The organism is Streptosporangium sp. NPDC023825 (assembly GCF_040639575.1).
Lineage (GTDB): Bacteria > Actinomycetota > Actinomycetes > Streptosporangiales > Streptosporangiaceae > Streptosporangium.
In genome coordinates this window covers 26,115-47,127 of the sequence record NZ_JBFAAE010000033.1, presented here as the reverse complement: position 1 = coordinate 47,127, position 21,013 = coordinate 26,115, and the positions used below count along the sequence as shown (strand labels likewise).

Annotated in this window: 18 protein-coding genes; 6 read left to right on the top strand and 12 right to left on the bottom strand. The window is 72.7% G+C overall.

Annotated elements, in window-relative coordinates; all coding sequences use genetic code 11:
* Nucleotides 1–52 precede the first annotated feature (52 nt).
* Nucleotides 53–1,174, top strand: a complete 1,122-nt coding sequence (locus tag AB0G15_RS26075) for a sugar-binding protein (protein ID WP_362844610.1) — start codon at nt 53–55, stop codon at nt 1,172–1,174.
* A gap of 211 nt (nt 1,175–1,385) precedes the next feature.
* Here the strand turns inward: AB0G15_RS26075 and AB0G15_RS26070 are convergent, their stop codons facing one another.
* The gene (locus tag AB0G15_RS26070) at nt 1,386–2,066 is read right to left on the bottom strand and encodes a MerR family transcriptional regulator (RefSeq protein ID WP_362844697.1); all 681 of its coding nucleotides are present in this window, start codon (nt 2,064–2,066) and stop codon (nt 1,386–1,388) included.
* An 83-nt stretch (nt 2,067–2,149) separates the two neighbouring features.
* Between AB0G15_RS26070 and AB0G15_RS26065 the strand changes: the two genes are divergently transcribed.
* On the top strand, nt 2,150–3,358 hold the full coding sequence (locus tag AB0G15_RS26065) for an erythromycin esterase family protein (RefSeq protein WP_362844608.1): 1,209 nt from the start codon (nt 2,150–2,152) through the stop codon (nt 3,356–3,358).
* 128 nt (nt 3,359–3,486) lie between these two features.
* Here AB0G15_RS26065 and AB0G15_RS26060 read toward each other — a convergent pair whose 3' ends face one another.
* Nucleotides 3,487–4,386 (bottom strand): LysR family transcriptional regulator, encoded by a 900-nt coding sequence (locus AB0G15_RS26060; RefSeq protein WP_362844605.1) that lies wholly within the window; start codon nt 4,384–4,386, stop codon nt 3,487–3,489.
* 79 nt (nt 4,387–4,465) lie between these two features.
* Here AB0G15_RS26060 and AB0G15_RS26055 point away from each other — a divergent pair, with 79 nt between their 5' ends.
* The gene (locus AB0G15_RS26055) at nt 4,466–5,743 is read left to right on the top strand and encodes an MFS transporter (protein ID WP_362844602.1); all 1,278 of its coding nucleotides are present in this window, start codon (nt 4,466–4,468) and stop codon (nt 5,741–5,743) included.
* A 182-nt stretch (nt 5,744–5,925) separates the two neighbouring features.
* On the top strand, nt 5,926–6,810 hold the full coding sequence (locus AB0G15_RS26050; RefSeq protein WP_362844599.1) for an SDR family oxidoreductase: 885 nt from the start codon (nt 5,926–5,928) through the stop codon (nt 6,808–6,810).
* A gap of 16 nt (nt 6,811–6,826) precedes the next feature.
* On the opposite strand, the gene AB0G15_RS26045 is transcribed toward AB0G15_RS26050, so the two are convergent.
* Nucleotides 6,827–7,723 carry a dihydrodipicolinate synthase family protein gene (locus AB0G15_RS26045; RefSeq protein ID WP_362844596.1) on the bottom strand — a complete coding sequence of 299 codons (897 nt, stop codon included), beginning with the start codon at nt 7,721–7,723 and terminating at the stop codon, nt 6,827–6,829.
* A gap of 71 nt (nt 7,724–7,794) precedes the next feature.
* On the opposite strand from AB0G15_RS26045, the gene AB0G15_RS26040 reads away from it, so the two are divergent.
* Nucleotides 7,795–8,715, top strand: a complete 921-nt coding sequence (locus AB0G15_RS26040) for a LysR family transcriptional regulator (protein ID WP_362844593.1) — start codon at nt 7,795–7,797, stop codon at nt 8,713–8,715.
* Between the two features lie 66 nt (nt 8,716–8,781).
* Here the strand turns inward: AB0G15_RS26040 and AB0G15_RS26035 are convergent, their stop codons facing one another.
* The 4 genes from AB0G15_RS26035 to AB0G15_RS26020 form a co-directional block, all read right to left on the bottom strand.
* Nucleotides 8,782–9,519 carry a cation transporter gene (locus tag AB0G15_RS26035; RefSeq protein WP_362844590.1) on the bottom strand — a complete coding sequence of 246 codons (738 nt, stop codon included), beginning with the start codon at nt 9,517–9,519 and terminating at the stop codon, nt 8,782–8,784.
* Nucleotides 9,519–9,854 (bottom strand): metalloregulator ArsR/SmtB family transcription factor, encoded by a 336-nt coding sequence (locus AB0G15_RS26030; protein ID WP_362675777.1) that lies wholly within the window; start codon nt 9,852–9,854, stop codon nt 9,519–9,521. The genes AB0G15_RS26035 and AB0G15_RS26030 overlap by 1 nt, the downstream gene beginning before the upstream one ends.
* A gap of 169 nt (nt 9,855–10,023) precedes the next feature.
* Nucleotides 10,024–10,404 (bottom strand): VOC family protein, encoded by a 381-nt coding sequence (locus AB0G15_RS26025; RefSeq protein ID WP_362844587.1) that lies wholly within the window; start codon nt 10,402–10,404, stop codon nt 10,024–10,026.
* The gene (locus AB0G15_RS26020; RefSeq protein WP_362844584.1) at nt 10,401–11,306 is read right to left on the bottom strand and encodes an alpha/beta hydrolase; all 906 of its coding nucleotides are present in this window, start codon (nt 11,304–11,306) and stop codon (nt 10,401–10,403) included. Before AB0G15_RS26020 ends, AB0G15_RS26025 begins: the two co-directional genes overlap by 4 nt.
* A gap of 297 nt (nt 11,307–11,603) precedes the next feature.
* Here AB0G15_RS26020 and AB0G15_RS26015 point away from each other — a divergent pair, with 297 nt between their 5' ends.
* Nucleotides 11,604–12,572 (top strand): helix-turn-helix domain-containing protein, encoded by a 969-nt coding sequence (locus AB0G15_RS26015; protein WP_362844581.1) that lies wholly within the window; start codon nt 11,604–11,606, stop codon nt 12,570–12,572.
* A 166-nt stretch (nt 12,573–12,738) separates the two neighbouring features.
* Here AB0G15_RS26015 and AB0G15_RS26010 read toward each other — a convergent pair whose 3' ends face one another.
* The 5 genes from AB0G15_RS26010 to AB0G15_RS25990 all read right to left on the bottom strand — a co-directional run bounded on the left by AB0G15_RS26010 (nt 12,739) and on the right by AB0G15_RS25990 (nt 21,008).
* The gene (locus tag AB0G15_RS26010) at nt 12,739–13,686 is read right to left on the bottom strand and encodes a hypothetical protein (RefSeq protein ID WP_362844579.1); all 948 of its coding nucleotides are present in this window, start codon (nt 13,684–13,686) and stop codon (nt 12,739–12,741) included.
* The gene (locus AB0G15_RS26005) at nt 13,683–14,642 is read right to left on the bottom strand and encodes an AfsR/SARP family transcriptional regulator (RefSeq protein ID WP_362844576.1); all 960 of its coding nucleotides are present in this window, start codon (nt 14,640–14,642) and stop codon (nt 13,683–13,685) included. The genes AB0G15_RS26010 and AB0G15_RS26005 overlap by 4 nt, the downstream gene beginning before the upstream one ends.
* Nucleotides 14,643–15,535: 893 nt before the next feature.
* Entirely contained in the window at nt 15,536–17,365 is a 1,830-nt protein-coding gene (gene asnB / locus AB0G15_RS26000; RefSeq protein ID WP_362844574.1) for an asparagine synthase (glutamine-hydrolyzing), read from the bottom strand.
* Nucleotides 17,366–17,403: 38 nt separating this feature from the next.
* Nucleotides 17,404–18,636 carry a cytochrome P450 gene (locus AB0G15_RS25995; protein WP_362844571.1) on the bottom strand — a complete coding sequence of 411 codons (1,233 nt, stop codon included), beginning with the start codon at nt 18,634–18,636 and terminating at the stop codon, nt 17,404–17,406.
* 23 nt (nt 18,637–18,659) lie between these two features.
* On the bottom strand, nt 18,660–21,008 hold the full coding sequence (locus tag AB0G15_RS25990; RefSeq protein WP_362844568.1) for a KR domain-containing protein: 2,349 nt from the start codon (nt 21,006–21,008) through the stop codon (nt 18,660–18,662).
* Nucleotides 21,009–21,013: the final 5 nt, after the last annotated feature.

Here is a 21,013-nt window from a genome sequence, read left to right as displayed (position 1 = left end):
CGGGGCGGGAGACCTCCGCCCCGTCCTCCATTGAAGAAGGGCACCTCTGAAAATGCGCAATATCCTCGTCAAGGGTGTGGCGGCCGGGGCCATCGCGCTTCTGTCGCTCACCGCCTGCGCCTCCGAGCGTTCGCAGACCCCCGCCGGCGGCACGGGCGCCTCCGCCGGCTCCAGCGAGGCCGCGAAGGGCTTTCCCGCCGACTCGCTGATCGGCGTCGCGCTGCCGTCGAAGACCTCGGAGAACTGGGTCCTGGCCGGTGGCCTGTTCACCGACGGCCTGAAGGAGGCCGGCTTCAAGTCCGACGTGCAGTACGCCGGCGCCTCCTCCACCGTCGCCGACCAGCAGGCGCAGATCTCGGCCATGGTCACCAAGGGCGCCAAGGTCATCGTCATCGGCGCGACCGACGCCGCGCAGCTCAGCACCCAGGTGGAGGCCGCCAAGGCGGCCGGCGCGACCGTCATCGCCTACGACCGGCTCATCAAGAACACCGACGCGGTCGACTACTACATCGCCTACGACAACTTCAAGGTCGGCCAGCTCCAGGGCCAGGCGCTGCTGGACGGCATGAAGGCGAAGAAGGCCGACGGCCCTTACACCATCGAGCTGTTCTCCGGCTCGTCGGACGACAACAACTCGGCAGTCTTCTTCGACGGCGCGATGGACGTGCTGAAGCCGAAGATCGACGACGGCAGTGTGGTGGTCGGCTCCGGCCAGACCGACGTCAAGCAGACCGCCACCGACGGCTGGAAGGCCGAGAACGCCCAGCGTCGCATGGACTCGCTGCTGACCTCCACCTACAGCAGCAAGACTCTGGACGGTGTGCTCTCCCCCAACGACACGCTGGCCCGCGCCATCATCACCTCGGTCAAGGGTGCCGGCAAGGACCTGCCCGTGGTGACCGGCCAGGACTCCGAGGTCGAGTCGGTCAAGTCGATCGTGGCCGGCGAGCAGTACTCGACGATCAACAAGGACACCCGCGAGCTGGTCAAGCAGACCATCCAGATGGCCAAGGACCTGCAGGCCGGCAAGGCCCCCCAGGTCAACGACACCAAGTCGTACGACAACGGGGTGAAGGTCGTCCCGTCGTACCTGCTTGAGCCGCTGATCGTGACCAAGGAGAACGTCGTGGAGGCGTACGCCAACGACCCCAAGCTGGCCCCGCTCACGAAGTAGTGACGCCCGGCTGGAGTCAGCCACACGCGTGGGTCCCCGGAAGCTTCACGACCGGGGGCCCACGGTCGTTTCCGGGTGGCCGAGGGCCGGACGCGGCCGGGACCGGCCGGGCGCCATGACGTCCCCGGGCAGGAGCCGAACACGACCGGCACCGGCCGGGCGCTACGGCGTCCCCGGGCAGGAGCCGAACACGACCGGCACCGGCCGGGTGCTACGGCGTCCCCAGGTAGATGTCGAGTGCGGCCGCGCCCGCCAGCATCGCCAGGCCCCGCGCCGTCAACCGGTCGTGCCACTCCCGCAGCGTCGCCTGCAGCGGCTCCGGCCCGCCCGCCGCCCGCACCCGCTCCAGCACCCGCGCGATCGGCTCCAGCCCGTACCCTCCCCGCCGCAGCTGGTGGGCCAGCAGCACGTCGCGCACGTCGGCGGGGGTGTAGACGCGGTAGCCGGTGCGCGGGTCGCGCCGGGGCGTGATCAGCCCGGCCCGCTCCCATTTGCGCAGTGTCGCAGGCCGGATGCCGAGCCTGCGCGCCAGCGGCCCGATGAACGTCGTCCCCGGCGCCGGCTCATGCGGCGGTGCCAGGTCGCGCAGCGCCCGTTCCACGGCCTCCAGCGTGCGCCGGTCCTCGGCCAGCTGCGCGTGGCTCTCGTCGATCAGCCGCAGCGCCTCCTCGACCGCGCCGTCGTTCACGGCCCGCATGATCGCCGCCGCGGTCGCGTGGCCGTGCGCGGGGATCAGCGCCAGGAACGTCCGCAACGCCGCCGCGTGGCGCGGAGCGTAGGCGCGGTAGCCGTGCGCCGAACGCTCGGACGGCGGCAGGATCCCCGCCTCCTCGTAGTTGCGCACCGCCTGCGTGGACAGGCCGTGCCGGCGCGCCAGGTCGATGGGCCGCAACCGCACTTTGAAGGTTCTTCCTCTTCGACAGCTGTGAATATCGCCAAAGTTTACACAGAAGGTTCAACGATACAGTCGAAGATATGACGATCTCGATCCGGGACGCCGCCCGCCCTCTCACCGGTGGCGCCCTCACCGCGCTCCTGTCCCCCGCCATCCGCCTGCTCGGCCTCGGCGAGCCCACCCACGGCGTCGAAGCCTTCCCCGAGCTGCGCAACGAGATCTTCCGCCACCTCGTCGAGCACGAGGGCTACCGCTCGATCACCATCGAGAGCGACTGCCTGACGGCCCTGGCCGCCGACGCGTACGTCACCGACGGCACAGGGACCCTCGACGACGCGGTGGGCCGCGGCCTCAGCCATGGCCTCGGCGCCTCACCCGCCAACCGCGAGCTCCTGCGCTGGATGCGCGCCTACAACGAGCGGCGTCCCCCGCACGAGCGGCTCCGCTTCTACGGCTTCGACGGTCCCCTGGAGATGACCGGTCCCGCCGGTCCCCGCGCGGCCCTGACCGCGCTGCACGACTACCTCGCCGCCCACCTCGACCTGGCCTGGAGCCGCGAGAGCCTCGACGAGCTGCTCGGTCCCGACGAGCGCTGGACCAACCCGGCCGCCCTCTGGGCGGATCCCGCCCAGTCCGTCGGCCGCACCCCCGAGGCCCGGGAACTGCGCCTGATCACCGACGACCTGCGCGCGCTGCTCACCGCGCACGCCCCCCACCTGACGGCCGCCACCTCCCCCGACGCCTGGTGGCGCGCCGGCCTGCACGCCCGCACCGCCGCCGGGCTCCTGCGCTACCACGCCGGCGTGGCCGACACCTCGCCCAACCGCGTCGGCTCGCTCATGTGCCTGCGCGACGCGATGATGGCCGACAACCTCGACGCCATCGTCGGTCGCGAGGCCCGTCGCGGCCCCACCCTCGCCTTCGCCCACAACCGCCACCTGCAGAGGGACAGGAGCCGCTGGCTGCTGCCGGAGGGCTGGGGCCCCCTGGCGGGCCGGACGCTGGAGTGGTGGAGCGCCGGGGCGATCGTGGACACACGCCTCGGCGACCGGTACGCCTTCGCCGCCACCACCTTCGGCACCCGTGGCTCCGACGTCCCCCCGCCCGACACCCTCGAAGGGCTCCTGTCGTCCCTTCCCCACGACCGCGCCGTCGTCGATCCCGGCCTTCTCGCCGCGACCCTCGACCGCGAGCCGGTGCCCCGCGTCCCGGCCGACCACACCTACTTCCCCCTCGACCCGGCCACCACCGGCCAGACCGACGCCATCATCTTCGTCAGGGAGATCTGAGCCGCCCACGGCGGCGACGCGGGCGGGAGGTCACGCGGCCGCGGCGACCCGGGCCGGGCCCTCGCCCCGGCGCCGACGTGACGGTCACCGCGGGCGGCGGCACCGCCCGCACGGCGGAGGCGACGAGGTCACGGGTCCGGCGATCCCGAGGATTCCGCCGCCGGGATGCCGAGGGCGGACAGGAACGCCGCGGCGGCGGGGGACGGCGGGAAGCGGCTCCAGACGAGGTGCTCCATGCGGGCGGGAGCGTCGCGAAGCCGCAGGACGGGCAGATCGGGAAGTTCGGGCGCGAAGGCGGCGGGCAGCATCCCGATGCCCAGGCCCTGCCGGATCAGGCGGGCCATGAAGTCCATGTTCGTCACCTCGAAGGCGACCTCGCGCCGGACCCCGGCCGCCGCGAACGCCTCGTCCGTCTGGGCCCGCGCGGCGGTGCCCGGGGGGAAGTCGACGAACGGTTCGTCCGACAGCCGGCGCAGGTCCACGCGTTCCCCGCCCGCCAGCGGGTGGCCGGGCGCCACCACGGCGACGAGGTCGCCGCGCGCCAGCTCGCGGCCGCGGACGCCGCTGGGGCGTGCGCCCACCGGCAGCCCCAGGAACGCGGCGTCCAGGCTGCCCTGCCGCACCCGTTCGACCAGTTCCTCGCTCGCGCCCGAGCGGAGGGTGATCCGCACCTGCCGGTGCCGCAGGTGGAAACGCTTCAGCACGGTCGGGAGGTCGACCACCGCGACGGTGGGAATGGCGCCGATGGCGAGCCGGCCCCGGATCTCGCCCGCGGCGGCCGCCACCTCGGCGCGGGCCCGTTCGGCGGCGTCGAGAGCCTGGCGGGCGGCGGGCAGGAACGCCTCGCCGGCGGGGGTCAGCCGGACGCGGCGGCTGGTGCGCTCGAACAGCTTGGCACCCAGCTCGCGTTCCAGGCGGGCGATCTGGTGGCTCAGCGCGGACTGGACGACCAGGCACCGCTCGGCGGCGCGGGTGAAGTTGCTCGTCTCCGCGACGGCGACGACGTAGCGCATTTGCTGGAGCTCCACGGATCAATCGTGATGCACGATCGGTCCGATGACAAACATGTGTTGGACTCATTGATCGTTCGTTGCCGAAGCTGGGCGCATGACGATGAGACCTCGTACGGACGGCGGCCTGCCGCACGGGCTGCTGCTGCTCATGTCGGCGGCGACCGGGCTGGCGGTCGCGGGGAACTACATCGCGCAGCCGCTGCTCGACCTGATCGGCCGGGAGCTGGGGGTCGGGCCGTCTGCGGCGGCGCTGGTGGTGACGGCCGCGCAGGGCGGGTACGCGCTGGGGCTGGTCCTGCTGGTGCCGCTCGGCGATCTGGTGGAGCGGCGGCGGCTGGCGGTGTCGCTCTACGCCGCGACCGCGGTTTTCCTGCTGGTGTCGGCCACCGCGGCCAACGGCACGGTGCTCCTGGCCGGTACGGCCCTGACCGCGCTGACCTCGGTCGGAGCGCAGGTGGTGGTGCCGTTCGCGGCGACGCTGGCGGATCCGGCCGAGCGCGGCCGGGTGGTCGGCACGGTGATGACCGGGCTGATGCTCGGCCTGTTGCTGGCGCGGACCGCGTCCGGAGCGTTGTCGGAGCTGGGCGGCTGGCGGACGGTCTACTGGGTGAACGCGGCGCTGATGGCGCTGATGGCGGTGTTGCTGCGCACCTTCCTGCCCCGGCTCGGTGAGGACGGCGGGCGCCTGTCCTACGTCGGGCTGCTGCGCTCGACGGCCGCGATGTTCCGCCACGAGCCGCTGCTGCGGTGGCGGGCGGGTGTCGGCGCGCTGAGCCTCGCCTCGTTCAGCGTGCTGTGGACGGCGCTGACCTTCCTGCTGGTGCGGTCGCCGTACGGCTGGTCGGAGTCGGCGGTCGGCCTGTTCGGCCTGGCCGGTGTCGCGGGTGCGCTGACCGCCACGGTGGCGGGGCGGCTGGCCGACCGCGGGCGCGTCCAGTTCGTGACCGGTGCCGGGGCGGTCCTGCTGGTGGCGTCCTGGCCGGCGATCGCGGCGGGGGCGCACTCGCTGCTCTGGCTGCTCGTCGGCGTGATCGTGCTGGATCTGGCGCACCAGGCGGTGCTCAACAGCAGCCAGAACGTCCTCTACGCGATCCGGCCCGAGGCCCGTAACCGGATCAACTCCGCCTTCATGACCTCCTTGTTCCTCGGGGGCGCGGTGGGCTCCGCGCTGACATCGGTGTTCTGGGCGCACGGCGGCTGGACCGGCGTGTGCGTCCTGGGCGCCACCCTCTCGGCCGGGACCGTCGTGCTCTGGATCCTGGAGCGCGTCACCGCCGGCCGGGCGGCGGGCGGGCCCCCGGAGTCCCCGGTTCGCCACGGCGGCACCCCTGCACCGGCCGCGCCGGCCGCTTCGGCCACTTCGGCCGGCTGATCCGGACAGCCGGGCCACGCGCGTCGCCGTGTTCGCGACGGCGGGAGACGCGGGAGGCCGCGCGGTGACCGGGTCACCGCCGCGGTACGCGACCTGATCCCCATCACCGTCACCGTCCCCATCACCGTCACCGTCCCCGTCACCGTCACCGTCACCGTCACCGTCACCGAAGGAGAACGAGCGTGTCGCGCACCGTACTGATCACCGGAGCCACCGGAACCGTGTCCACCGCGCTGATGAACGCGCTGCGAGGGGCCGAGGTGGACCTTCGAGCTCTCGTCCGCGACGGGTCCGCGGCGGACGGCCCGCGCGAGCGGGGCGCCGAGGTCTTCACCGGCGACCTCGGCGACGCCCGGTCGCTGCCGCCCGCCTTCGAGGGCGTGCGGGACCTGTGGCTGCTCACCCCGAACGGCCCCCGCGCCCCGGAGAACGCCATGAACGCCGTGTGGGCGGCACGCCAGGCCGGTGTGGAGCGTGTCGTGCGCCTGTCCGTCGTCGGCGCGGCACACGACGCGCCGAACCGCAGCGGCAGGCTGCACGCGCTGTCGGACCGGGAGATCGAACGGTGCGGCATGCGCTGGACGATCCTGCGTCCCCACTGGTTCATGCAGAACCTGCTGAACGAGGCGGGCGACATCGCCACCACCGGCACGTTCTCGCTGAACATGGCCTCGGCGCGGATCGGCATGATCGACGTACGCGACGTCGCCGAGTGCGCCGCCCGCGTGCTTCTCGACGACCCCGACCGCCACCACGGCGAGACGTACACCCTCACCGGCCCGCGCTCGCTCACGTTCGACGAGGTCGCGCGCGAGCTGGGGCTCGCTCTCGGCAGGCCCGTCACGTACCTGCCGGTCGGCGACGAGGCCAAGCGCAAGACGCTGCTCGGCCACGGCGTCCCGGAATGGATCGCCGACATGCTCGAGGAGTACGCGCGGGCGTATGCCTCCGGCTGGGGAGACTTCACCACCGACACGCTCGCCGGCCTTCTCGGCCGTCCCCCGCGTGACATCGCCGGCTTCGCCCGCGACCACGCCCCGGCGTTCACCCCGGCCCGCGACGGCTGAGATCGCGGCCCGCCGGTCAGGCCGGGGCGTGGTGCGGGGCGTCGGCGTGGCACAGGGCGTCGGCGTGGCGCAGCGCGGTCCGCGCGGTGTCCGGCCGGGCCGGCAGGAGCGGCAGCCGGACCGCGGCGGTGGGAATGACGCCGCGGGCGTGCAGGACCGCCTTGATCACGGCGGGGTTGGGCTCGGCGAACAGCGCTCCGGACAGGGCCGCGAGGCGGTGCCCGAGAGGTCGCGCCCGGGCCACGTCTCCGGCCCGCCACGCCTCGGCCAGTTCCACGTACCGCTCGGTGGCCACGTGCGCCGAGGCCATGATCGCGCCGTGTGCGCCGAGGGCGAGCAGCGGCGAGACGAACAGGTCGTCGCCCCCCAGCACCGCGAAGCCGTCCGGGAGGTCGGCCATGAGCGCGAGGGTGTCCTCGTCGATCCCGCCGGCCGCGTACTTGACGCCCACCACGCCGGGCAGGGCGGCCAGCCGTCGCAACGCGTCCGCCGACAGGCACTGCCCGGTCCGGTAGGGGACGTGATAGACGACGAGCGGTACCGGGCTGATCTCGGTGAGATGGCGGAAATGGGCCAGCACCCCGGCCTCGCCCGGCCGCGTGAACGGCGGGACCAGGCTCAGCGCCGCCACCGCCTCCGGCCGGTCCCGCAGCGCGTCCAGCGCCTGCGGGGTGGCGGCGCCCACCAGGAGGCGCGCGCCGCGTTCCGCGCAGACCCGGGCGGCGAGGTCCACCACGGCCCGCCGCTCCGGGCCGCTGAGCGCGGACGGCTCCGCGGTGGTGCCCAGCGCGACCACACCGGTCGCCCCGGCGTCCAGGATCCGGTGAGCGAGGGCTTCCAGCGCGTCGAGAGCCACGGCTCCGGCGTCGTCGAACGGGGTGATCAAGGGCACGTACAGGCCGGTGAGTGTCATGCGTCCAGGGTGCGCCGCCCGGATCGGCAAGGTCCAGTTCAGCTTTCTACGCACACCCGTAAGCTGAGCTGATGCTCGACGTCCGCCGACTGCGCCTGCTGTGCGACCTGGCGCAGCTGGGCACGATCGCCGCCGTGGCCAGGTCGCACACGTACACGCCTTCGGCCGTCTCCCAGCAGCTGGCCGCGCTGGAACGCGAGGCGGGCGTGCCGCTGCTGGAGCGGACCGGGCGCCGGGTCGTCCTGACCCCGGCCGGTGTCGTCCTCGTGCGGCACGCCGAGACCGTCCTGGCCGCCCTCGAAGACGCCGGCGCCGCGCTGGCCGCGGCCCGCGGCGAGCCCGCCGGTCCGCTGCGCATCGGCGCGTTCCCCACCGCCGTGCGCACCCTTCTGCCAGCCGCGCTGGTCACGCTGGGTCTCGATCACCCCGGCCTCGAGCTGATGGTGACCGAACTCGACCCTGTCGCCATGCCCGAGGCGCTGCGCGAACGGCGGCTGGACGTGGCCCTGGTGAACGACTACGACGTCATGCCGGTCGAGCCCGGCCACACGCTCGACGCGGTGCCGTTGCTGGACGAGACGGTGTTCCTCGCCATGCCCTCCGCCGGCACGGACCCCGGCGCCGACCTCAGCGCCGACCTCAGCGCCGATCCGGTCGGCGACGCCCGGCACGCCGCCTGGATCGTGGGCAGCCCCGGCACCGCCTGCCACGCCGTCGCGCTGCAGGTCTGCCGCACCGCCGGTTTCAGCCCGCTGGTGCGGCACCACGCCGACGACTTCGACGCGGTGCTCGCGCTGGTGGCGGCCGGCCAGGGCGTCTCGCTCGTACCTCAGCTCGCCGCGGCCCGGCCACCGGCCGGGGTGCGCCTCGTCCCGCTCGCCACCCGCCGGCGAACCCGCGTCACCTACCGGAAGGGCGCGGCCGCCCATCCGGCCGTGGCCGCGTGCGTCACCGCCCTCCGCGCCTCCACCGAGGCCTACCTCGGCCGGTGAGCGTCCCGGGTGGCCGCCCGGCGTCACCGGCGGGAAACGCGATCGGCCCCGTCGTCCTGCTGCGCGCTACCCCGGCGGTGCGGGACAGCAGCCGTCAGGGCAGGCTTTCGCGGCCGAGCCGGTGGGGCCGGTGGAGACGGCGGGTCCAGTGGAAGCCGCGGGGCCGGCGGCCGGCGGGGCGGGGGTGCAGCAGGCGTCGCCGCGCCAGGTCTGGCGGCCTTCCCTGACCGCCACCGCGGCGATGACCAGGGCGGCGATCGGGTCGGCCCAGGACCAGCCGAAGGCGCTGTTGAGCCCCAGGCCGATCAGCAGCACCGCCGACAGGTAGGTGCACAGCAGGGTCTGCTTGGAGTCGGCCACCGCGGAGGCGGAGCCGAGCTCGCGGCCGGCGCGCCGCTGCGCGTGGGACAGGAACGGCATGATCAGCAGTGACAGGGCGGCGAGAACGAGACCCGGGGTGGAGTGCTCGGCTTCGCCTTCGCCCAGCAGGGCGCGTACGGCGTCGAAGCCGACGTAGGCGGCCAGCGCGAAGAAGGAGACCGCGATCACGCGCAGCGCGCTCCTCTCCCGCCGCTCGGGGTCGGCGGCGCTGAACTGCCAGGCGACCGCGGCGGCCGAGGCGACCTCGACGACGGAGTCCAGCCCGAACCCGATCAGCGCGGCCGAGGAGGCGGCGGTCCCGGCCGCGACGGCCACGACCGCCTCGATCACGTTGTAGGTGATGGTCGCGGCCACCAGCAGCCGGATCCGCCGGGTCAGCAGGGCGCGACGGGCCGGGCCCGGGCCGAGCGCGGCGGTGACCATCAGCAGCAGCCCTTCTCGCTCGCGTCCGGGCAGGTGCCGTCGGCGGCGACGGCGACCACCGCGGTGCGCAGGTCGTCCAGCGCGTGCCCGAGCCGCACGTCGGCCAGCTCGTAACGGGTACGGCGGCCGACCGGCACGGCGACCACCAGGCCGCAGTCGCGCAGGCAGGCCAGGTGGTTGGACAGCCGGGTGCGGGAGACGCCCAGCCGCTCCGCCAGGTCGGCGGGGTGGGCCGGGGCCTCGCGCAACGCGAGCAGGATCCGGCAGCGGATCGGGTCGGCCAGCGCCCGGCCGAACCGTGCGAGCACCTCGATCTCGGAAGCGATCGTCAGCATGTCCTCAGAGTACACAGAATCCTGAATTCAGAAAGTCTTGTACATTCCAGGGACGGGATGACGGTGTCACCTCGGGCGAGCGGCCGGCCGGTCTCGTAGGCCGAGGCGGCGTCGTGACGCTTTTCCGCCCGGTCGATCCGGCCCTCGCGTCTCCTGCCCGGCGGGCCGCCTAAGCTCCCTGGGGATGGCGCCGGTGGAGCAGGCAGAACTCGTTGCCCTCGGGATCGGCCAGCACGACGAAGCCCTCGTCGCCTCTCTGGCCGACGTCGACGCGCGTGGCACCCAGCCCGACCAGCCTTTCGACCTCGGCGTCCACGTCGCCCCCGTCGGGGACGTGAAGGTCGGGATGGTTGCGGTTCTTGTCACGCTTGGGCACGTCCGTCGGCTGGAGCCAGACGGTCAGCGAGCCCCGCGGCGCGTCCGCGGGCGGCCACAGGTGCGGGCCCTCACCGTCGTGCTCGATCTCGTAGCCCAATGCCGCCGACCAGAACGCCGCCATCTTCCGGCTGTCCCGCACATCGAGCGTCCACTGCGCGAACCGGCTCGTCATGGTTCCTCCTCCTCCTTCGCGGTTCCGGCTTCGGTTCCTTCCTGCCCACCGAAGAAATCGCCCAGGGCCGCGGCGAGCGCGTCCGGGGCCTCCTCTGCCACGTGGTGGCCGGAGTCGATCCCGTGGCCGCGCAGGTCGCCGGCCCAGTTCCGCCAGATTCTCAGCGGGTCACCGTACAGATCCTCGAGGTCGTCGCGCAGGGACCACAGGGCCAGCACGGGGCACCGCAGCCGCACGCCGGCGGCCCGGTCGGCCTCCTCGTGGCGCAGGTCGACGGTGAGACCGGCCCGGTAGTCCTCCAGCATGGCCCGCACCACGTCGGGATTCCCGGTGGCCGCACGGAACTCGTCGTGGTTCTCCCGGCCCATGCTCTCCGGGTCGCCGCGGTACCAGCTGCCGGGGTCGGCGTTGATGACGCGCTCCGGGATGTCCGGCTGCGCGAAGAAGAACCAGTGCCACCACTGCGTCGCGAACTTCGCGGTGATGCGGGACAGGTGCTCGCTGATGGGCAGGCAGTCGACGAACGCCGCCCGGGACACCGCGCCGGGGTGATCCAGGGCGAGGCGGAACGCCACGGCGCCTCCCCGGTCGTGTCCGGCGAGAGCGAACCGGGCGTGCCCCAAGGAGCGCATCACCGCCACCATGTCGTTCGCGACGGCGCGCTTGGAGTGCCCGGAGTGGTCGGCGGTGGGCGCCGGGCCGCGCGAGCGGCCGTATCCCCGCAGGTCGGGGCAGACGACCGTGAACCCGCGCTCGACCAGCCGCGGCGCGACGCGATGCCATGTCGCGGAGGTACGGGGATGGCCGTGCAGCAACAGCACCGGCGGCCCCTCCCCTCCGCGGCGGACGAAGATGGACGCGTCCTCGACCTCGATCGGTCCTGCCTCGAAACCTTCGAACATCGCCTCGGTCTCCCCGGTAGCGCTCGACGATCATCACCCCGTGACGTACGCCACGGCGTGAACCGTGACGTTCGCAACGGCGTGAACCGTGACGTTCGCAACGGCGTGAACCGTGACGTTCGCAACGGCGTGAACCTACCGAGAAATCGACCCTTTACTCCTCCCGTGGAGACTCTTCCCGTTCCCGTGGAGACTCCTCCCGTGGAGTGACGGCGGGCGCCGGGCGCCGGTCATGGCCGGTCGCGGCCCGGCCGGTAAACTTGGGGTCCGTGTCGGCTCTCCGACGGGATGGGCACCATGAACGAGCGGCTGACCGTCGTGATCGGGTATCCGCAGTCGGAGTTGCTGGACATCGCCTCGGTGACCACGCCGCTCCACATGGCCAACCAGCTGGGGGCGGCTCCCCCCTACCGGACACGTCTCGCCACCTCGGGCGGCAGGCCGTTGCCCTGCGACTCGGGCCTGACGCTGGAGAGCCAGGTGGCCCTCGAACGCGTCACCGGCCCGCTCGACACCCTGGTCGTCTCCGGCGGGGTCGGCCACGAGGCCGCCGCGGGCAATCCCGTGCTCCTGGCGCACATACGCCGGCTGGCCGCGGTCAGCCGGCGGGTGGCGTCGGTGTGCACGGGCGCGACCCTGCTGGCCGCCGCCGGGCTGCTGGACGGGCGGCGCGCCACCACGCACTGGAGGTACGCGGGAACGCTCGCCGCCCACCACCCCAACGTCACCGTCGACCCGGGCCCGCTCTACATCCGCGAGGGGCACGTGTCGACCGCGGCAGGCGTCACCAGCGCCCTGGATCTGACGCTCGCCTTCGTCGAGGAGGACCACGGCCCCCGCCTGGCCCGCATCGTGGCGCGCGCCCTGGTGACCTACCTGCAGCGGCCGGGCGACCAGGCTCAGATCAGCATGTTCGTGGGCGCGCCGCCGCCGGAGCATCCGCTGATCCGGCAGGTGGTCGACCACGTCGTCGGCAACCTCGACGGTGATCTGAGCCCCGCGACGCTGGCCGCCAAGCTGAACGTGAGCGAGCGCCACCTGACCCGGCTCAGCCTGGAGTACCTGGGCAGGACGCCCGGCCGTTTCGTCAGGCACGCGCGCACGCAGGCGGCCGAGCGGCTCCTCGTCTCGTCGTCGCTCTCGGTGGCGGACATCGCGACCCGCTGCGGGTTCGGCTCCACCGAGAGCCTTCGGCAGTCGTTCGTCACCGAGTTCGGCCTCTCCCCCGCCCGCTACCGCCAGGCCCGGGCCAAGGGCTCCGGCTGAGGGATCGGGACGGGGTGCGGGCCCGCCTCGACCGCCGCCGGTCCCCCGGTGGCCCGCACGGCACCGGAGTCGGTCCCCTCCGATGGTCCGCACGGGTCCGCACGGGTCCGCACGGGTCCGCACGGGTCCGCACGGCAGGAACCGGTCCCCTCGCCCGTCCCGAGCGCTAGGGACCTCCCGTCGCCGCCGGCCGCCGCTTCGGCGGTCCGCTGGGCATCTCCCCCGTCTCCTTGAGCTGCCGCATGCTCGGGCTGTCGGACCTGCTGACCTTGCGGCGGTAGACGGGGGTGCGGGGGTCGGGCAGCAGCCCCTGGAGGGTGAACATGGCGCGCATCCCGAGCTTGACCAGCAGCTGCCCCAGCGGGTGGGGGTCCTCCAGCTGCTGCACCCTGCGCATGTTCTCGGGGATGACGGTGAGCATGAGGGTGCGGCCCACGCCCCGCAGGGGGCGGGGGAACCAGCGCTCGCAGAACTGCCGGATGAAGGCGTCGCTCGCCGTGTGGCCGTTCCTGGTCCTGGGCCACTGGCGGGCGTCGTACTCGTCGGCGAAGTTCACCATCTGGTAGAAGTCCTCGGGAAAGTCCTTGACCGCGGCGCCGCCCTCGACCGTGACGTGCTCGGACAGGGCTCGGGCCCAGTTGTGGTAGGCGACCTGAACGCGCTCGGGGTATCCGGGCAGCCCGCACAGCTGCTGCAGGCGATGGGGCAGGACGGCCAGCAGGCACAGGCCCTGCACGTAGTCCTCGTTGTGGGCGAACGCGCCCGGTATCCCTTTCGCGACCGCCCCGTGGATCCGGTTGAGCAGGTCCATCGACCGTTTCACCGGCTCGCTGTCCGGCGGGTACAGGTACCACGTCCACAGGAAGTACGCGCTGTCCTCGAAGCGCCGCTGCGGCTGGTGGACGACCTTGCCGCCGAAGATGAGCGCGTCACCACCGTGGGTCGGCATGGTCACGTCCATGAAGTTGACCACGTACCCGATGTTGAGCAGGAACTCGTTGAGCCGGAAGACCGCCGTCAGCCGCACGATCTCGTGGTAGTCGGTCTCCGGGTCCAGCCGGTCGATGTGCCGGTCGAGCCACTTGTAGCCACGGGGCCTGGGCAGGGCTTTCACTCTCCCACCGCCTTGGGCCTGGCGAGTGGCGCGACCAGGGCGTCGAACCGGTCGTGGAGCGCGTTGTACTCGCGGGTGAGCAGCTCCAGCCGGTGCCGGAGATGTCCGACCTCCCGGAAGAGCCCGGAAACGATCAGGTCCGTCTCCGGCGTGCCGTGCGGCGTCGCCCGCCGGCCGGGGCGCGCGGCACCGTCGAGTTCCGCCGCCCGGTTCAGCACCTCCTGCACCCGCTGCTGGAGGGCCGGGCTGGGCTCCAGGCCGAGCTCACGCGACAGCCGCGCGCGCAGCCTCTCGTAGACCGCCAGAGCCTCCGGCTGCCGGCCGCTGCGGTACAGCGCGACCATCAGCAGGTCGTGGAACCGCTCCCGGAAGGGGTGCTCCCCGACGAGCGCCTCCAGCTCACCGATGATCTCGGCGTGCCGGGCGGTGCGCAGGCCCGCGTCGTACAGGGCCTCCAGTACGGCCAGCCGCTTCTCCTCGAGCTGGATCGCGAAGGTGGCGCAGATGTCGCCGCAGATGGCGTCCTCGAGCGCGGGACCGCGCCACAGGGCCAGTGACTGGCGCAGCAGGGCCACGGCGCGGTGAGGGTTCATCGCGACGACGGCCCTGCCCTCGTCGGCGAGCTCGGCGAACCGGTCCGCGTCGGTGGCCTGCCGCCCCGGCCGCATCACGTATCCGGAATCCTGGGTGAGGATCACCCAGTCGGTGTCGTCCCCCGTTTTCGGCATGTCCATGAGGCGGCGGAGCCGGGCGATCGTGGCCTGGAGCGAGTTGACCGCGGTGGCCGGCGGGTTCGCGCCCCACAGTTCGTTGATGAGCCGGTCCACCGGCAGAACCTGCCCCGCCCTGATGACCAGCGTCGCCAGCAATGCGCGCTGCTTCCGCCCCGGCGGAACGAAGCGGCGATGTCGTTTGTCGTCACAGATCTCTACCGGGCCTAAAATGCGAAACTGCATCTCTTGCCACTCTCTGAAAGAGTTCGGACGTTCCCCGTTGGTTTTCGCGCCGGTCGGCACGAAGGATTCTTCGTCGTTCCTTGCAGTGACGACGGTAGTCACCACCGCCCTGAATTGCACGCCGAGACTTCGATCGATGACCATTCCTCCAGCCTCGCTCCAGGTAAATCGGCGTGAGCTGGACGGATACCGCGATCTCCGACGCCTGCTCACGTTCGGCGGGCCCGTGCCGCCGCCCGCTCACCCGATGAGACGAGCGCGCGCGCCACCTCACCCGCAGAAAACTTACTCGTGATTTGACAGCCCGTAAGAACGATTCCCTGGAAGGCGTTACCGAAGGCCGACGACAATACCGGACTCTGAGACGACCACTTGCCCCGGGAAATCACTGTTCGCACATTCTCCTTTCTCCGTTCCGCACATCGGTGAATGATTCAGATACGTGAAGGAATGACCGCTTGCCATCACCGGGAAAGGCCGGCCATGAGCGTTTCCGGGAAACTCGGCCTCGGCCTGGGGGCATCCGGGCCGGACCGGGTGCCGGCGTGCGGGGCTCCGGCGAGTCCCAGACCCGTCCCGAGTTCGCGCGGTCCCGCCACGAGCGACGGATCAGGGGTTGCGACGTGTTCGGTGACAAGAATCCACCTTCACCTGTCAGGCGATCGTTATGCGGCCGGAGTAATCGGGTCGCCCCGTCTTTCACGGCCCGCGCCGGGTCGATCCGGCGTCGATCGCGATCCGCCGGCCCCGGAAGGGACCGGAGGACCCGGGCGATTCCCTTTCCACAGGACGCTCCCCGCGTAACGCGCGCACCTGACAAGGACCGGGAAACTCGTCGACGGGGACGGCCGTTCGCGGACGCCGTCCGGCGACACCGGCATCGGCCCGCCGGCCTACACGTCCAGGGTGATGCCGTAGGAGTCGAGCCAGGTGTTCATCTGCAGCGTGTTGTCCAGCAGGTTGCGCTCCATGCGCCCGCCGGGGCCCCTGCCGTCCGCCCTGAGCCGCGCCTTCTCCTGGTTCAGCAGGGGATACAGCGGCGAGTTCGGGTCGGCGAGCACCCGGCCCAGCTCCTCGTTGGCGGCCTGGTCGTAGGCGGGGTTCTGGGTGGAGGGGTACGGGCTCTTGCGGCGGTCGAGGACCGACCGCGGCAGCAGGTCCGCGGTGGCGGCCCGCAGCAGGCTCTTCTCCCGCCCGTCGTGCGTCTTCATCGCCCAGGGGACGTTGAAGACGTACTCGACGAGGCGGTGGTCGCAGAACGGGACGCGCACCTCCAGGCCGCAGGCCATGCTGGTGCGGTCCTTGCGGTCCAGCATGAGCTGGAGGAAGCGGGACAGGTGAAGGTGGCTGACCTCGCGCATCCGGCGCTCCAGGCCGGTCTCACCCTCCAGGCGGGGCACCTCGGCGAGGGCCTCGTGGTAGCGCTCGGCGAGGTAGTTCTGCAGGTCGAGCTTCTGGAGCAGCCCCAGGTCGAACAGCGCGGTGTGGTCCATGGACCCGTACGCGGCCCACGGGAAGACGGGGGCGTTGATCACGTTCGGGTCGTGGAACCAGATGTATCCGCCGAACAGCTCGTCGGCCGACTCCCCGGAGATCGCGACCGTGGAGTGCGCGCTGATCGCCTTGAACAGCAGGTACAGCGAGGCGTCCATGTCGCTCAGGCCGATCGGCACGTCGCGCGAGTTCAGCACGGCCCGCCGTACCGACGGGTCGGCGAGCCGCGCGGCGTCCAGCTCGATGTCGGTGTGCTCGGAGCCGACGTGGCGGGCGACCTCGGCCACGAACGGCGCGTCGAGCGTGCCGCGCATGTCGTCCGCCGTGAAGTCCTCCCCCTGGCCGACGAAGTCGACCGCGAAGGAGCGTACGAGTTCCCCCCGGGCGCCGAGCTTCCTGGCCGCCAGGGCGGTCAGCACGCTGGAGTCCAGACCGCCCGACAGCAGGACGCACAGCGGGACGTCGGAGACGAGCTGGCGTTCGACGATGTCCTCCAGCAGCCCTCGTACGGTCTCCACGGTGGTCTCGAGGTCGTCGGTGTGCGGGCGCGCCTCCAGCCTCCAGTAGCGCCTGGAGGTCAGGCCGTTCCTGCCGACCTTGACCACCTGGCCGGGGAGCACCTCGAGCATGCCCTGGTAGACCGTCCGGCCGGGGATCCTGGTGAAGGTCAGCACCTCGCGCAGCCCGTCGATGTCCATGCCGCGCCGGACGAGCGGGTTGGCCAGCAGGGCCTTGGGCTCCGAGCCGAAGAGCACGCCCGCCGGGGTGGGACAGTAGTACAGCGGCTTGACGCCCAGGCGGTCGCGGACGAGCACCAGTTCCTGGCGCTCCACGTCCCACACGCCGAAGGCGAACATGCCGTTGAGACGGTCGGCGCAGTTCTCACCCCACTCCAGGTAGGCGGCGAGCACCACCTCGGTGTCGCTCGCCGTGTGGAAGCGGTGCCCTCTGGCCTTCAGTTCCTCGCGCAGCTCGCGGTAGTTGTAGACCTCGCCCGAGTAGGTCAGGACGGCCACCACGCGGCCGTCCCGCTCGGCCTTCATGGGCTGGGCGCCGCCCTCGATGTCGATGACCGCGAGCCGGCGGTGCCCGATGCCCGCGTGGGTGCCGGCCCACACGCCCGCGTCGTCCGGCCCCCGGCAGGCCATGGTCTCGGTCATCGCGCGCAGCAGGTCTCGTTCCCTCGTGAGGTCACGGTCGAAATCCACCCATCCGGTTATGCCACACATACCGGGTCCTCCTTCTGGTGAGCGGTTGGGGCAGGCGCCTACCGGCCGAAACCGACAGGAAGCTTGTACGGCCCGCGGAAGGTCGGCATGACCGATCGTTCGATCTTGTCGGTCCGCAGGCGGGGCGCGGGAACGCGCTCGACGAACGCCTGGACGGCCACGTCGTGGACGAGCTGTCCCAGGCGCGCCCCGAGGCAGTAGTGGGCGCCGTGACCGAAGGCGATGTGCCTGACCCCCGCCCGGTCCAGGTCCAGCCGGTCGGGGTCGGCGAACTGCTCAGGATCGCGGTGGGCCGCGCCGATCCAGACGTAGATCTCCTGCCCCGGGCCCATCTCGTGGCCGCCGAGCTCGAAGGGTTCGCGCACCCGCCGCTTGGTGAGCTGGATGGAGGCGTCGTAGCGCATGAACTCGGCGGTGGCCGCGGGCACCGCGCCGGGGTCCGCCCGCAGCCGGTCGTACACGTCGGGGTGGCGCAGCAGGTGGAGCAGGGTGTTGCCGATCTGGTGCGCCGTGCTGATCTGGCCTGCGGTGAGCAGGAAGGCGAGGTTGCCGTTCAGCTCCTCCGCGTCGGCGAATCCGCCGCCGGTGTAGTGGTCGGCCAGGGTCTGCAGCAGGTCCTGGCGCCTGCCCGCCGCCCCCTTTCCCGGCCGTTCCGCGACGTGCCCGGCGAAGAAGCGGAGGTATTCGACGACCCCGCCGAGCAGTTTCTCGTGGTGCGTACGGCTCAGCGGCCCGTCGTCGATGAGCAGCCCCAGGCTCAGCATCCAGGACAGGTAGCGCTCGTCGAAGGCGGGGATGCCCAGCACGCCGGCGAGGCTGACGGCCGGGAGCGCGAAGGCGAAGCGGTCCATCGCGTCCAGCTCGCCCGACTCACCGGCCACGGCCGCCTTCAGCAGGTGGTGGGTGAGCCTGACCACGTCCTCGCGCATCTCGTCGACGCGGCGCCGCAGGAAGGGCCGGGTGAGGTGCTGTCTCAGGCGGGTGTGCTCCGGCGCGTCGCTGACGACGATCTGCTGGTCGATCGCGCGCTGCGCCGAGGCGAGCTCCGGGTCCGCGGGGAGCCGGTCCGGGCCCCAGTGCGGCCGTCTGGCCGACAGCCTGGGGTCCATGAGCGCGGTCTGGGCGGCGGCGTAGCCGGTGACCATCCAGGCCCCGTCGTCGCCCATCTTGTCGTCCCAGTAGACCGGGTCGGCCTCGCGCACCCGCCGGTACAGCGGATACGGGTCGTCTATGTGCTCCTGGCGGTAGATGTCCGCCATCGTGATCTTCATCGGGATCGTGCCCTCTCTCCCCGTCAGGCGCCGAGTTCCGGTTCGCGCAGTGTCAGAACCACCCGTGCCGTGCCGCTGTCGACGGCGTGCCACTCGCGCCCGCCGGGCAGGCCGACGACGAGGCCGGCCGACGAGGCGTCGGCGTGCAGGGCGACGCGGCCGATCCGCAGCCGCCGGCCCGGGCCCGTCGCGACGGCCCGGACGATGTTCTCCACCGCGGCGACGGGCAGCCGGTTTCCCGGCACCAGGTCGGCGATCCACAGGTCGGCCGGCGGGCAGGGCGGTACCTCCGCGCTCAGCGTGCCGTCGCGGTCGCGCCGCCACCCGCCCGCCGCGATGAGCGTGCCCCGCCAGTCCAGGCCCTGCGGGCGCGCGCCCCGCACGGGCCCCGCCGTCGCGGCCGTCGCGTCGCCGGTCACGGGCACGCTTTGCGCGTCGTCGGTCACGGGCACGGCGGGCACGCTTTGCGTGTCGTACCCCGCCGGGTCGTATCCCACGGCCATCCGCGCCACCACCGCGCCGTCCCCCGGCCTGCGGAAGACCACCGAGGTGCTCCAGCGGCCCCCGGTCTCCGCGCCGGCGCACTCCCGGTCCAGGACCAGCTCGCCGCCGTCCGTCGCCAGGCCCCGCAGGTCGATCCGGACGTCGCGCAGCTCGCACGGGACGAGCACCGGTCCCTGCTCGGGCACCGTCCACTCCGCCGAGCGCAGCGCGTTCTCCATCAGCAGGCTCACCGGGAGCGCCGGCCTGCCGTCGACCAGGAAGTCGCCGAGGGCGGGCACCGCTTCGCCGTCCAGCCGCAGCCGCGCGACCAGCCGCGCGGGCGGGCGGTAGTCGACCGGCCGCCCGAGATGGAAGATCCTCCCGTAGGCGAGGTCGAACCCCGGGAGCGGTTGCTCGATCATGAACTGGCCGGCCTGGACGGGGCGCAGCTCCCTGCCGAGCCGCCCCAGGAACGTCACCTCGCCGGAGGAGGACAGCAGCTCGCGGCACCACAGGTCCAGGCCCTGGGCGGGATCCAGCGCCGTCATGTACCGCAGCGCGGCGTCCACGTTCGTCGAGGCGCTCAGTTCCTGCCACAGGGGCCAGCACGTGGTGAGCACCCGGAACCCGCCGGCCCGCCGGGCCCACAGGCCCAGGCGCGCCAGCGCCTCGTTGCCCGCCGCGTAGTCCAGCTCGCCCACCATGCCGCCCAGCCGGCCCGTGAGGGATCCGGCGTTGCAGAAGAAGGCGAGGTCACGGTCGCGGACGGCGTCGAACACGCGGAGGAACCCGGTGATCTTCACCGAGACTCCCGCGAGGAAGTCCGTGTCGGTCTTGGCCGGCAGCCTGGCGGGGCGGTCCACGCCCGCGATGTACACCACGCCCGTCAGCCGCGGGCCCAGCGAGTCCACCAGGGCGGACACCGCGGCGGGGTCGCCGAGGTCGCAGGGCTCGTACCTGACGCGCAGTCCCTCCTCGGCGGCCGCCCGCAGGTTCCGCGCCAGCTCCCGCAGCCGGGCCAGCCGGGACAGCCGCTTCCTGGTCTCGCGGAGCGTGCCGTCGCGCGCGGCCCGGCGCATCAGGTCGTGACGGTGCTCTTCGAAGCCCTCGGGATCGAGGCGCAGCCACTCCTCCGTTCCCTCGGGCGCGGCGCGGCGCCCGGTGACCACGACCTCGCAGCCGTGCCGCCTGGCGAGCTCGGTGGCCAGCGCGTAGCCGATGCCGACCCCGCCTCCGCAGACCAGGACGACGTCCCGCGGGCCCGGTGCCGCGGTGGCGGGCGGCGCCTCGCGGACGCGCGGCGCGAGCGTGTGGCGCACGCCGTCGACGTAGCCGACCTCGCAGAGCCCCCACCGGTACAGCTCCCGGGCCACGATGTCCGGAAGGTCGGACTGCCTCGGGTCGGCGACGTCGACGACCCGCGCGTTGACGTTGGGGATCTCCCGGTGGAGCGTCTTGGCCAGGCCCGCCCAGATCCCGCCCAGCGGCTGGTGGGCGGCCGTCTCGCCGTACCCCATGTGACCGCCCTGGTAGGTCACGGCCAGATAGCCCAGGCGGTGGCTGTCGCTCTCCGCGGCCCAGTCGTCGTAGCAGTGCCGGAGCACCGCCAGCGTGCGGGTGAGCGGTTTCTCCCAGCTCGCCGCGTCGGTGGGGTCGAACGGGCCGGCCAGCGTCAGGTCCACGACGGCGTCCGGCACGCCGGGGTCGCCCGGCTGCCAGGGGATCGCGCCGAGCCCGGCGAGCCCGGCCGCGACCCGCTCGGCCGTGCCGTCCAGGCCGCCGACGACCGCGATCCGGCGGCCCGCCAGGTGCCGCGGCCCGCACGGCGGAAGCGGCGGGGCGGGGGCCGGTTCCCAGACGTAGCGGTGGACGGGCGTGGTCCGCGTCACGAGCC

Excerpts from the sequence above, each read along its gene's own strand:
- AB0G15_RS26075 (WP_362844610.1), top strand. The coding sequence starts at position 53 with ATGCGCAATATCCTCGTCAAGGGTGTGGCGGCCGGGGCCATCGCGCTT.
- AB0G15_RS26065 (WP_362844608.1), top strand. The coding sequence starts at position 2,150 with ATGACGATCTCGATCCGGGACGCCGCCCGCCCTCTCACCGGTGGCGCC.
- AB0G15_RS26055 (WP_362844602.1), top strand. The coding sequence starts at position 4,466 with ATGACGATGAGACCTCGTACGGACGGCGGCCTGCCGCACGGGCTGCTG.
- AB0G15_RS26045 (WP_362844596.1), bottom strand. The coding sequence starts at position 7,723 with ATGACACTCACCGGCCTGTACGTGCCCTTGATCACCCCGTTCGACGAC.
- AB0G15_RS26040 (WP_362844593.1), top strand. The coding sequence starts at position 7,795 with ATGCTCGACGTCCGCCGACTGCGCCTGCTGTGCGACCTGGCGCAGCTG.
- AB0G15_RS26035 (WP_362844590.1), bottom strand. The coding sequence starts at position 9,519 with ATGGTCACCGCCGCGCTCGGCCCGGGCCCGGCCCGTCGCGCCCTGCTG.
- AB0G15_RS26030 (WP_362675777.1), bottom strand. The coding sequence starts at position 9,854 with ATGCTGACGATCGCTTCCGAGATCGAGGTGCTCGCACGGTTCGGCCGG.
- AB0G15_RS26025 (WP_362844587.1), bottom strand. The coding sequence starts at position 10,404 with ATGACGAGCCGGTTCGCGCAGTGGACGCTCGATGTGCGGGACAGCCGG.
- AB0G15_RS26020 (WP_362844584.1), bottom strand. The coding sequence starts at position 11,306 with ATGTTCGAAGGTTTCGAGGCAGGACCGATCGAGGTCGAGGACGCGTCC.
- AB0G15_RS26015 (WP_362844581.1), top strand. The coding sequence starts at position 11,604 with ATGAACGAGCGGCTGACCGTCGTGATCGGGTATCCGCAGTCGGAGTTG.
- AB0G15_RS26005 (WP_362844576.1), bottom strand. The coding sequence starts at position 14,642 with ATGCAGTTTCGCATTTTAGGCCCGGTAGAGATCTGTGACGACAAACGA.
- asnB (WP_362844574.1), bottom strand. The coding sequence starts at position 17,365 with ATGTGTGGCATAACCGGATGGGTGGATTTCGACCGTGACCTCACGAGG.
- AB0G15_RS25995 (WP_362844571.1), bottom strand. The coding sequence starts at position 18,636 with ATGAAGATCACGATGGCGGACATCTACCGCCAGGAGCACATAGACGAC.